The 12374-nt window shown below is 39.7% G+C and carries 11 protein-coding genes; 10 read left to right on the forward strand and 1 reads right to left on the reverse strand.

All coding sequences use genetic code 11. The annotated features are described in order from the left end of the window. The first annotated feature begins 66 nt into the window (after positions 1-66). The gene (locus F3G88_RS09145; RefSeq protein WP_148785924.1) at positions 67-471 is read left to right on the forward strand and encodes a hypothetical protein; all 405 of its coding nucleotides are present in this window, start codon (positions 67-69) and stop codon (positions 469-471) included. On the opposite strand, the gene F3G88_RS09150 is transcribed toward F3G88_RS09145, so the two are convergent. Continuing rightward, positions 468-3788, reverse strand: coding sequence for a DUF748 domain-containing protein (locus F3G88_RS09150; protein WP_149716035.1), 3321 nt, complete (start codon positions 3786-3788; stop codon positions 468-470). The two genes, F3G88_RS09145 and F3G88_RS09150, sit on opposite strands and share 4 nt — an antisense overlap. 175 nt (positions 3789-3963) lie before the next feature. Here F3G88_RS09150 and F3G88_RS09155 point away from each other — a divergent pair, with 175 nt between their 5' ends. From F3G88_RS09155 to clpX, 9 genes are all read left to right on the forward strand, one after another. Beyond that, complete coding sequence (locus tag F3G88_RS09155; protein WP_149715996.1) at positions 3964-5496, forward strand: ABC transporter substrate-binding protein; 1533 nt, start codon at positions 3964-3966, stop codon at positions 5494-5496. 12 nt (positions 5497-5508) lie between these two features. After that, entirely contained in the window at positions 5509-6447 is a 939-nt protein-coding gene (locus F3G88_RS09160; RefSeq protein WP_149715997.1) for an ABC transporter permease, read from the forward strand. After that, positions 6444-7244 (forward strand): ABC transporter permease, encoded by an 801-nt coding sequence (locus F3G88_RS09165; RefSeq protein WP_149715998.1) that lies wholly within the window; start codon positions 6444-6446, stop codon positions 7242-7244. The genes F3G88_RS09160 and F3G88_RS09165 overlap by 4 nt, the downstream gene beginning before the upstream one ends. After that, a complete protein-coding gene (locus tag F3G88_RS09170) occupies positions 7241-7921 on the forward strand; it encodes an ATP-binding cassette domain-containing protein (protein WP_149715999.1) in 681 nt (226 codons plus the stop codon). The genes F3G88_RS09165 and F3G88_RS09170 overlap by 4 nt, the downstream gene beginning before the upstream one ends. Then, on the forward strand, positions 7918-8667 hold the full coding sequence (locus F3G88_RS09175) for an ATP-binding cassette domain-containing protein (protein ID WP_149716000.1): 750 nt from the start codon (positions 7918-7920) through the stop codon (positions 8665-8667). The genes F3G88_RS09170 and F3G88_RS09175 overlap by 4 nt, the downstream gene beginning before the upstream one ends. Before the next feature lie 26 nt (positions 8668-8693). Further along, positions 8694-9770, forward strand: a complete 1077-nt coding sequence (locus tag F3G88_RS09180; RefSeq protein ID WP_149716001.1) for an epoxyqueuosine reductase QueH — start codon at positions 8694-8696, stop codon at positions 9768-9770. A 110-nt stretch (positions 9771-9880) separates the two neighbouring features. Beyond that, positions 9881-10327 carry a 3-hydroxyacyl-ACP dehydratase FabZ gene (gene fabZ / locus F3G88_RS09185; RefSeq protein ID WP_004317884.1) on the forward strand — a complete coding sequence of 149 codons (447 nt, stop codon included), beginning with the start codon at positions 9881-9883 and terminating at the stop codon, positions 10325-10327. 26 nt (positions 10328-10353) lie between these two features. Beyond that, positions 10354-11142 (forward strand): acyl-ACP--UDP-N-acetylglucosamine O-acyltransferase, encoded by a 789-nt coding sequence (lpxA, locus tag F3G88_RS09190; protein WP_103600252.1) that lies wholly within the window; start codon positions 10354-10356, stop codon positions 11140-11142. After that, complete coding sequence (gene clpX, locus F3G88_RS09195; RefSeq protein WP_149716002.1) at positions 11142-12374, forward strand: ATP-dependent Clp protease ATP-binding subunit ClpX; 1233 nt, start codon at positions 11142-11144, stop codon at positions 12372-12374. The genes lpxA and clpX overlap by 1 nt, the downstream gene beginning before the upstream one ends.

Here is a 12374-nt window from a genome sequence, read left to right on the forward strand (position 1 = left end):
TTTCAGATTAAAGCCGTTATTTAAGAATTTGGCATTAAAATAAGCAAACTTCCAAAAGGAGTGAAAATGGATTATAACAGGCAAAATAAGGGCTTTGTTTGCTTTATGTATGGCTTTGGACGAAGCAGGGCAGTTTATGCAGTTTTAATGATACTAATGGCACTTTTAGCTGGCTTTTTAACACTTAGCTCAAACGCTCAAGCTGATGTTTCAAATTTACAAATAGCCCTTGGCATCATACTTTGCGGTCTTTTGCTTATCCTTGTAAATCCAAAAATTTTCATCATCAAGCTAATTGGCTATTTAATCGCTTTAGCTGGCGTCATGATCGCCCTTCACAACGCAAATTTGCTGGGAGCTGATTTTAACCTATACTTTTACGCAAGCCTCATTTTTGGGGCATTTATGATGCTTATGCTTCTTAGCTGGTTTGTCTATAATGCAAGAAGCAGCGAAATAAATGAAATTTAGTTCCCCACTCCCATTAGCACGCTTGTGTAGGTATTTTGCTTAGGCTCTGAGCTTGTTGCATCGTTTATATTTATGCGGCTAGCCTCAAGCCCAGCTTTTATAAGTGCCTCTTTTACCGCATTTGCACGCTCATTTGCAAGCTCTACTAGCTTTGCTTTATCGACTTCGATGCCCTTTAACGCCTCTTCTCTTAAGGCTTTTTCGCTTCTATCTTTTAAATTTGGCACAAGCTCATTTAAAACCGCGATGTAGTCTTTGCCACTTGAAGCGATGATTTGATTGATCTTTTGATCTAGTTTTTTATTTTTATAAAAGCTCTCATCGAGTTTTGAGTATGTTGGCGTTATGCTAAGCTTCATTTTAGGTTTTGAGCCAGTTAGCTTTATAAAATCAGCTATCTTAGGCGCTTCTGAGCTTATAAGCTCGCTACTTCCAGCAAGAAAATCAATAGAGCTAAGATCTTTGCTGCCAAGTCCTAGGGCGTTACCTAAAAATCTAAATGGAGCTAGCGTGATGTCGGCAAAGAGCTTTTTTACTGCAGCCCAGATGACGCCGCCATATTTAAAGTCAGGATCGTCTAAATTTCCCTCAACTGGCAGATCGATGTTTATTTGATTATTTTGATCGCTAAGTATCGAGATAGCAAGCGAAAGCGGTAAATTTACAGCATCTTTTGACTCGACCTTCTCTCCAAGTGTAAGTGAGTCAAAATTTATAAAATTTGAGCCATTTAGTTTTGAGTCGGTGACGCTATAGTTTAGGTTTAAATTTAGCTTGCCTTTTTTGATCTTATAGCCCACAAACTGCCCGCTATAAGGTGTCACATTAACTAGATCGATATCTTTAAAGTCAAGCTTTATATCAGTATTTTGCTTTAGCTCAAACGGAAAGAGTTTTGCAGTGATCTGAGCAAAGCCATTTTTGCCAACCACACCTTGAAACTCGCCTGAGCTTGGGCGCTTTTTATCGATGTCTGTTAGCTTGCCATTAAGCTTTGAGATCGTTGTGGCAAATGGCATAAATAGCGATGCGTCCGAGAAATCAACCTCGCCATTTTTTAAAGAGAAATTTTTCACGCTAAATTTTAGCTCGTCCTCTTTTTTGCTAGCTACTTTTTTGGTCTCAGGTTTTGCCTCAGTTTTAGCTTTATTTTTATCCTCTTTTACGATCTGAGATAGGTTAAATTTACGCTCTTTGCTTAGATGAGCCTTGATAAATGGAGAATTTAAGCTCACCCCGCTTATAGTAAGGTCGTTTTTGGCAAATGAAATTTTTTCAAGATCAAGGCTTTTAAAGGCGATTAGTTTTTCAGTTTTTTTGCCATTTAATCTTATATCTTTGATGCTAACTTTTGCGTCTGCTTTGATATCTTTTGCGTAGTGAAGCTGGGCATCTGCGCTCATCTGACCGCTAGCTAGATCGGCCTCTAAAAAGGGCTTTGCGTAGGCAAAATACTTTGGTAAATTTGTATCATTTAGCTTGATTTTAGCACTCACGTCAAGTGGCTCGATCTTTATCTTCGAATCAACATCCAAATTTAGCTTTTGTGAGCTTTTCATCGCCACTTTTGCATCAAATGGCTTGCTAAAATCGCTACTTAAATTTGCTACTTTTACAAAAAGATTATCAAATTTATGAGCGATCTTTTCGCCTTCAAAAAGATGCGTCAAAGTGATATCTGCGTTATTTACACTTATATTTTTTATATCAAATTTAAACTCATTTTCTTTGCTTTTTGAAGCACTTTTATTTTCAGCTTTTTTCTCTACTTTTTTAGTGTGTTTTGCCACTTTTGCAGGTTTTGCGCTCTGCTCGTCAAATCCTAGCTCATTTACAGCGCTTAGACCATTGTCGTTTAGTTCTGAAGTAAATTTAGGCTTATCAACATCGACACTAGCGATATTTAGAGCCATTTTTAAAAGATCAAAGCTTATGCTCTTTATCGCCACGTCAGCGACGCTTGCTATATCTTTATTTTTTGCTTTAAGCTCTATATTTTTTACATTTAGCTCATCAAGGCTCGCAAGGCTTTTGTTGCCATCCATTGTAAAGCTTGTATTTGTCACGCCAGCACTTGCTACATATGCACTTGCGCTTTTGCTAAGTGGCGCGTTGATGCCATTTAGTGCTATTTTTTCAAGCGTTAGGGCGGTTTTGTTATTTGCTAAATTTAGATTTAAATTTGAAGCATTTATATCTTTTAAATTTGCTAAATTTCTATCTACTTCATCTATTTTTAAAGCGTTTGCCCCCATATTTTTTAGCTTGGCTGTGGCGTTTAATTCGCTTTTTTCATTTAAATTTGCAAGCAGCGAGATCTCATTTAAATTTAGTGATTTTATGCTCGCAGCGATAGCACTTTTAAAAGAGATGTCATTTAAATTTACAGCGCTTAAATTTAGCGCAGCCTCCGTTTTATCCGCTATCTTACTATCAAGATCAAATTTTGGAAGCTCTAGCTCGCCAATGCTAAGCTCATTTGCACCTTCATCTAAACTTAGCCCTTTTACATTTAAAAAGCCATCTTTTAAATTTATCTTAGTTGCGTTCTCGTCGGCATTTAAAGCGTAGTTTATCTTTAAGTTTATAATGGCATTTTTGAGATTTAACGCGTCATTGTCGATGAAGCTTATCGCAACTGGCTTTATACTAAAGTCTTTTATGCTGACGTTACCCTCTATTTTTAGTGGATTTAGCTTGATATCGCCATTTAGATCGATCTTGTGTGCTAGGCTTGAGTTTGAGTCAAAGATATGACTGCCAGCGCTATTTTTCTTCGTATTTAGCGAGCTTAGCTCGTAGTTTATATCATCAAAGCTTACATTAAATGGCTTTGTTAAATTTTGATCACTATATGAAAATGAGCCTTTGATGATTTTTGCGTTATTTAGCGCGAAATTTATCGAGCTAGTGCTGTTATCTTCGCTAGTTGCGTTATCATCGCTTATAAAATTGCTAAAGTTAAAATTTGCCTTTTTATCTCTTGCGATCTTTACTTTTGGCTCATCTAGCCTAAAAATGTCTATCTCAACTAGCTTTTTAAAGATAGAAAATGGCTTTAACTTAAGGTCGATCTGCTTCGTGCTAAAAAGCGGCGAAGTGGTGTTTAGCTCGGCATTTGTAGCGTTTAGCTCAAAGGTAAATGGGTTAAATTTAGCATCGCCAACAAAAAGCGTTGCGTTGTAGTCTTTTAGGTATTTTGGCGCGATATTTTTGATAGCATAAGGCAGACCAAAAAAGCCAAGAAGTGTGTAAATAAGCAGGAGTGAAACTACGCAGATGCCAGTGATCAGGGCTATTTTTTTCTTTTTATCCATTGTGAAATTTACCTTTTTGTCAGCTAAAATGAGCCTTGATTTTACTTTAAAAAAGGTTAAAAGATAGTTAGAAATTTCAAATTTTCTATACATTGAATTTACATTTATCTTAATAATACTTTTATGCATTTCGTATTACTATTCGTCAAATATTTTTTAAACAAAGGAGCGAGTGATGAAGAGATTTTTGACTTTATTGTTTTTGTTGTTTTCTACCTTTGCTTATGCAAATGAAAATGCCGTTGTGGTCGCTATCGAGGAGCAAACACCTCGTATAAATCCACTCTACGACGAGGATCACGATCCTACGCTTTCGCTGGTTTTCTCTGGGCTTACTAGCCACGATGAAAATAGCCATGTGGTGCCTGAGCTTGCCAAGTCTTGGCAGGTGAGTGAAGATGGCTTGGAGTATGTTTTTGAGCTAAGAGATGATGCCTTTTGGCATGACGGGGTGAAATTTAGCGCAAAGGACGTTAAATTTACCATCGAAGCGGCTCAAGATAAGAAGCTAAACGCGCCTGCTATCTCAAACTACGAGGTGGTAAAAAGCGTTGAAATTTTAGGCGATTATAAAGTTAAGATCACGCTTAGTGAGCCTTTTCCGCCGTTTCTTGACGCACTTAGCTTTGGCGTTTTGCCTGAGCACATTTTAAAGGGCAAAGATATCGCAACTGATAAATTTAATGACGCCCCTATCGGCACTGGCGCATACAAGCTTGTAAAATGGAAAAAAGATGAGAGCTTGGAATTTGCGGCAAATGAGAAATTCTATAAAGGCGAGCCAAAGATAAAAAAGGTATTTTTTAAGATCGTTGGCGATGAAAATTTAAGACTAGTTGGACTAAAAAGCGGTGAGATCGACGTCGCACTCATCTCTCCAACTGGTGTAAAATTCATAAAAGATGATAAGAAATTAAGCTTGCTTAAGTTTAAAAGTGCGGACTATAGAGCTTTGATGTTTAATTTTGAAGATCCTATCTTTCAAGATAAAAATGTAAGAATAGCCCTAAACTACGCTGTAAATAAAGACGAGATAGTTAAAAATTTATTTCACGGATATGCAAGCGTAGCGAATAACCCGATAGAAAAAAGCTTTGCAAACGACGGCGAGTTTAAATTTAGCTACGATCCGCAAAAGGCAAAAGAGCTACTTGAAAAGAGCGGCTTTAAGAAAAACAAGGCTGGCTTTTTTGAAAAGGACGGCAAGGAGCTTGGCTTTGATATCTACGCCTTTAATAACGACATCTTAAGGGTCAATCTAGCCAAAATTTTAAGCAGTGAGTTTGAGAAATTTGGCGTGAGAGCCAAAGCCTACGCTAAGCCAAGAACAGCCTTTAGCATAAGCAAGGTCGATAGCTTCGTGATCGGCTGGGGAAGCCCGTTTGATCCAGACTTTCATACGTATAGAATTTTTGGCGGATTTGCCGATGTGAGCGTAAATGAAAATGGCTGGAATTTTAGCCACTACAAGGACGCAAACGTCGATCTTGCCCTAAAAAACGCAAGATATACAAAGGACGTGGAGCTTAGGAAAAAATACTACAAAGAATTTCTAAAAGCGCTTTTTGAAAATCCACCTTACATTTTTATAGCCTATCTTGACTATCCACTCGTTTTTAACAACAAAATTTCAGGCATAAAGACGCAAATTTTAGGCCACCATGGGGCTGGATTTTTATGGAACATAAGAGAGTGGCAAGTAAAATAGTGGATAAAAACTTTGTTTAGAGCCATTTTAAAAACAGAGATCTCAAGCCTTGGGTTGCTGTTTTTTATCTCATTTTTTCTATTTTTGCTTATATACTTTTTGCCAGGAAATATCACTGACGCGATGTTTTCAAGAAGTGAAGCGATAAATTTAGCCATAAAAGAGCAAATTTTAAGAAATTTAGGGCTAAAAGATAACTTTTTCGTGCAGTATTTTAGGTGGTTAGCTCACTTTGTCACGGGCGACTTTGGCACTAGTTTTGTAAGTGGGGCAAGCGTGTCGCTGCTCATTAAAGAGAGGCTTTTAAACTCGCTCATTTTATTTTTTACTTCGTTTTTTCTAATAACTCTTTTATCCTTTTTCTTGGGGCTTTTAAGTGCCATTTATAAGAATAAATTTGCTGACATTTTTATAAATTTTAGCTCGTTTTTGCTGGCATCACTGCCGCATTTTTACATCGCACTCGTGCTAATAGCGATCTTTAGCGTCTATCTAAACGTACTACCAAGCTCTGGGGCAAACGAGCTAGGATCTAGCGGCGTTGGGGTGAAATTTATCATCTTGCCAACGCTTGCCATCATCTTGCCACACCTTGGAGCAAACGTAAAATTTGTGCGTGACAGGCTAAATCAAAGCCTAAACGCCGACTTTATCCAAACGGCTCACGCTAGAGGTTTGGGGCGCGGCAAAATTTATCTCTTTGCCATAAAGCACGCAAGCACCGATATAGTCTATTATTTCGCCACTCTTGTGGCTGGCGTTTTTGCTGGCTCATACGTCATAGAGAGCATTTTTTCATTTCCTGGCATTGGCAAGCTTAGCCTTGATGCGGTCATCGCCAAAGACTATCCAGTCGCACTTGCGACCATTTTGCTAACGGCTGTTTTTGTCGTTTTGGCAAATTTGCTAGCTAAAATTTTTGCCATCTTGACAGATAAGAGAAATTTATGAGAAAAGTCATATTTTTTCTAGCTTGCGTTACTTTTTTGGCACTTATTTTATTTGCCTTTGTGACGCCGTTTTTTTCTAAATTTGAGCCAAATTTCACTGACTTTATGGCGGTAAATTTAGCCCCAAGTAGCGAGCATATCTTTGGCACGGACATCTTAGGCAGGGACAATCTCATAAGAGTGGCCTACGCGCTTAAAAACTCGCTTCTTGTCTTGCTTTTAGCTGGCTTTTTAACGACCTTGTTTTCGCTCATTTATGCATATTTTGGCACGAGCAAGAGTAGGGTTTGCGAGAGCCTTTTTGATAAGGGGCTTGATGCCTTTTTAAGCATACCAAACATCGTTTTTATCATGCTTTTTAGCTCATTTAGTAGTGGTGATCTTTTGATTACCTCTTTTATCATCGCCATTTGCTCCTTTATGCAGGGCGCAAAAGTCTTTATGCAAAATTTAAGGCTTAGTAAAAAGTGCGACTACGCCGAGCAAGCTGTGATAAATGGCGCTAGCAAATTTAGCCTTATCTGCTTTGAAATTTTGCCAAATTTAAAGCATTTAATAGTTAGCATCTTTGGCATAAACGCGATAAACGCAGTCGTCATGGAGGCTACGCTTGGCTTTTTTGGCGTGGGTAGCGATGCAAATAAAATAAGCCTTGGCATCATGCTAAATGAGAGCAAAGAGGCGCTTTTTCTGGGCTCTTGGTGGATGGTGCTTTTCCCTGGCGTGACGCTCTTTTTGCTCATCCTTGCAACCTCGATCATCACATCAAATTCAAAAAATGGCAATATAAAAATATGATAGAGATTAAAAATTTAAACGTTTTTTATAAGGATAAGAAGCTTTTGCGTGAGCTTGATTTTGCCATGGGCGAGGGTAAATTTATAGGTATCACGGGTGCAAGTGGTAGCGGCAAATCGCTCTTTGCAAAGAGCTTAATAAGGCTTTTTGATGATGAATTTAGAGTGAGAGCGGATAAATTTAGCATTTATAAAAAAGATATCTTAAAACTTAGTCAAAATGAGCTAAAAGAGCACCGAAGAAAGGTCGCTGCGCTCATCTTTCAAAACTCAGTTGCCAGCCTTCATCCGCTCTTAAACGTGGGCGATCACTTTAACGCCTATCTTGATGGCGATAAAAGGGCAAATAAAGAGCTTGCCTTTGCTTATTTTAGGGAGTTTGGGCTAGATAATGCAAATCTCATCTGGCACAAATACTCATACGAGCTAAGTGGCGGCGAGGCAAGCCGCGTGCAGATCGCTCTTGCGCTTTGCCTGAAGCCAAAAATTTTGATCTGCGACGAGATAACAAGCGGGCTTGATAGCATTAGCGGTAGCCATGTGGCGGGCATCTTAGAGAGCCTAAAGGGCAAGATGAGCGTCATCTTTATCTCGCACGATGAGGCGCTAACGAACTATCTTAGCGATGAAATTTGGCAGATGAGAGATGGGCGGCTAAATTTAAAGGAAAATGCGTGAAAATAAGGCTCAGAAACGTCTCAAAAAGTTTAAGTTTTAAGGAGCATTTTAACGCTAAAGCTGAAGTTTTGCACCTTTTGGAGGGGATAAATTTTGAGCTTGATGATGGCGAAAATTTAGCCATTTTGGGTCAAAGTGGCAGTGGCAAAAGCACGCTTGCAAAGCTCATATCATTTAGTGAGCCAAAAAGTGGGGGCAAAATTTATATAAACAATGAAGAGATCACGGACAAAAATGAGCTCAAAAAAGATATCAGATATATCTTGCAAAACCAAAAACAAGCCCTAAATCCAGCGCTAAAAGTAAAAACAGCCATCGCTCACGTGAGGTCGTATCTTAAGCTTAGCTTTAGCGAAAATGAGCTCAAGGAGCTTATGGGAAATTTAAATTTAAAAGATGAAATTTTAGAAAAATATCCATCACAACTAAGTGGCGGCGAGGCGACGAGGGTTGGGATATTGCTCGCACTTCTTTCAAAACCAAAAATTTTAATCTGCGACGAGATAACAAGCGGACTTGACAACGAGACAAAGCAAAAGATCATAAATTTGCTTTTAAGCTTGGATGAAAATATCAGCATAATTTTCATCACGCACGATATCCTAAGTGCGATGAAGATAGCGCAAAAGGTGCTAATAATCGAATCTGGCAAGCAAGTGGCGTGGGGTAAATTTGAGGATCTTGCAAGTCAAAATGTCCTTAAAAAATACCTTGATGCAGCCAAATTTTATGAGGGCAAACTTTGATATAATGCAAGCAAAAAAGGTCAAATTTGCTAGTTCATATCTGCTGCTCGGTCGATAGCCACTACTTTTTACAGCGCCTACGAAAAGAGTTCCCAAACGAGCGAATAGTAGGCTATTTTTACGATCCAAATATACATCCATATAGTGAGTTTTTACTGCGTTTTGAGGACGTAAAGCGAAGCTGCGAGAAGCTTGGCATCAAGCTTTTATGCGGCCAGTACGACTATGAAGCGTGGCTTGGCGGCACAAAGGGACTTGAAGATGAACCAGAAAAGGGCAAAAGGTGCGAGTACTGCTTTGATTTTCGTATGAAAGACTCTGCTAAAAAGGCGATAGAACTTGGTCTAAATAAGATCACGACAACGCTTTTGATGAGCCCAAAAAAGGACTTTTCTCAGCTTAAAAAGGCGCTTGATGAGGCGGTGGCTGGATCAAATTTAGAAGCGGTTGCGGTTGATTATAGAAAAAATGGCGGCACAAGCGAACAGTTTATCCTCGCTAAAAAAGACAAACTATATCACCAAAACTACTGTGGCTGCGTCTTTGCGCTAAAAAAACAGCGTGACTCGCAAAATTTGCCCCAAAGTGAGCTAATGAGCGATGTTCGCGCAAGGGCGCTTTATGGCAGCATAGAAGCTAGACTTGAGCTTTACAAAAAGGTGCGCGAGTGCGAGGCGAGAGGAGAGAAATTTCACCTTTTTAGAAGGCGATTTTTAAACTACAGACTTTTACGCGCTAGTGTAAAATTTCAAAGCGCCGTGGTGCCAAGCTACTTTGTGCTCTACTCTGGCTTTAAAAGAGAGAGCTTAAGGCTAAATGTGGAGAGTGACTGCGAAATGGACGATGAGCTAAAAGAGGGTGCGATATTTATGAGCATAGAGCGCTTTAATAAATTTACAAATAGCAAATTTAAAAGCGTTGATGAGCTTTGTAAAAAGCCGCTTGAGCTTGACGCTGAGATGAAATTTCGTAGGCAGATATGCGGGGAGTTTTCGCAAAATCCTATTATCATCTTAGATGAGGTCAAAAAGGGCAGCTACGAAATTTACGCAAAGGCTGTTTTTTACAACGACAGCGAAGAAATTTTGGTTTTAGAGGGCTAAATTTAGACCTATTAAGGCTAAATTTCAGAGATTTTAAAAGAGGCTAATAATTTTTTTCTTAGTATAAATTTGTTACAATCGGCAAAAATTTACATTACTAAGGCTAAAACGTGATAGACGTCGTAGAAATTCAAAAAATTCTCCCACACAGATTTCCATTTTTGCTTATCGATAGAGTTGTCGAGCTAGAGCCTGCGAAAAATATCGTCGCTTATAAAAATGTAACCATTGGCGAGCCGATATTTCAGGGGCACTTCCCAGGTCACCCGATCTATCCTGGCGTGATGATCATTGAGGGTATGGCGCAAGCTGGCGGCGTGCTAGCGTTTAAGAGTATGAGTGACGAGCACCAAGCTGGCATCGAGAACAAAGTGGTCTATTTTATGAGCATAGACGGAGCGAAATTTCGTCATCCAGTCCGCCCTGGAGATAGGCTAGAGTATAGATTAAATGTATTAAAACACAAAGGCAATATCTGGGTGCTTGAGGGTAAAGCATACGTCGATGATGTGCTATGCGCCGAGGCTGAACTTAAAGCGATGATAGTCGATAAATAGGCTTTTGCTTAAGAAAAAGAGAAATAATGAAAAATATCCACCAAACAGCAGTTATAGAAGATGGAGCGATCATTGGAGATGACGCAAATATCGAGGCTTACGCATTTGTAAGTAAAGATGCGGTCCTTGGCAACAACGTCACGATAAAACAAGGCGCAAGGGTGCTTGGCAAGACGAGGATCGGCGATAACTCTCGTGTATTTAGCTACGCGATCGTAGGCGACATCCCGCAAGATATCAGCTATAAAGATGAGGTCGATACTGGCGTTATCATCGGCGAGCACGCAACTATACGTGAGTTTTGCACGATAAACTCAGGCACGCACAAGGGTGATGGTATAACAAGGATCGGCGATAACGCCTTTATCATGGCATATTCTCACATCGCACACGACTGCATTATCGGTAACAACGTCATTTTGGCAAATAACGCAACTCTAGCAGGCCACGTCGAGCTTGGCGACTACGCTGTTGTTGGCGGTCTTACGCCTATTCATCAGTTTGTTAGAGTAGGTGAAAGCTGCATGGTCGCAGGGGCTAGTGCGCTCAGTCAAGATGTAGTACCATTTTGCCTAGCTGAGGGCAACAGAGCTTATATAAGAAGCTTAAATTTAGTTGGCATTAGGCGTAGATTTGACAAAGAGCAGGTTGAAGAGCTTGTTCGCGCTTATAAATTTTTGTTTAATCAAGGCATCAGCCTAAAAGATCAAGCAAACGAGCTGATCGCAAAAACCAGCGACGAAAATGTTAAAAAAATGTGTAAATTTATATTAGAAACGACAAGAGGAATTCCGCTTGCAAAAGGAAGAGATTAATGGCTAGAAAGTGTAATTTTTGTGGCGAGGCTGAGTCTGCTGAGAGAAGATTATTAGCAGATATCGAAGGAAACGCCTATATATGCGAGTACTGTATAGCAGCAGCATACGATATGATACATGGTGACACGAGTGTAGAAGAGAGCAAAAACGATGAGGCGATAGAGTATCAAAAGCTCACACCAAAGGATCTAAAAGCGGTACTTGATAACTACGTGATCGGTCAAGATAGGGCTAAAAAGGTCTTTAGCGTCGGCGTATATAACCACTATAAGAGAATTTTTAAACAAAGCGACATCAAAGACGACACTGAAATTTCAAAGTCAAATATCTTGCTTGTTGGTCCAACTGGTAGCGGCAAGACCTTGATGGCTCAGACTTTGGCGAGATTTCTTGACGTGCCTATCGCGATTTGCGACGCGACAAGCCTAACTGAGGCTGGATATGTCGGCGAGGACGTTGAAAATATCCTTACAAGGCTCTTGCAAGCTGCAAATGGCGACGTGAAAAAGGCGGAGCAGGGCATTGTATTTGTCGATGAGATCGATAAGATCGCTAGAATGAGCGAAAACAGAAGCATCACAAGGGATGTCTCAGGCGAGGGCGTGCAGCAAGCGCTTTTAAAGATCATCGAAGGCAGCGTCGTAAATATCCCACCAAAAGGCGGCAGAAAGCATCCAAACCAAGACTTCATCCAGATAGATACGACAAATATCTTATTTGTTTGCGGTGGTGCATTTGACGGGCTTCTTGACATCATAGAGCGCAGAGTTGGTAAAAACGTACTTGGTTTTAACCAAGAAAAACGTGGCAAAAATGAAAAAGAAAATTTACTAAGCATGCTTGAGCCAGACGATCTTGTAAAATACGGCCTCATCCCAGAGCTTATCGGCAGACTTCACGTGGTGGCTACATTAAATGAGATAACAAAAGAGGATATGGTTAAAATTTTGACCGAGCCAAAAAATGCGATATTAAAACAATATCAAAAGCTTTGTGCGATCGACGGCGCTACGCTTAAATTTGATGATGAAGCGCTTGAAGAGATAGCGAGCCTTGCTATCGAGCGAAAGACTGGTGCAAGAGGGCTTAGAAGCATAATGGAAGAGCTCATGACAGATATAATGTATGATCTGCCAGAGCTAAAAGACTACGATATCGTGATCTCAAAAGAGACGGTAAAAGATAAGGCAAAGCCGATTTTGGTAAAGCACAATAAATTAACAGCGTAA

Source organism: Campylobacter concisus (assembly GCF_902460675.1).
Lineage (GTDB): Bacteria > Campylobacterota > Campylobacteria > Campylobacterales > Campylobacteraceae > Campylobacter_A > Campylobacter_A concisus_AJ.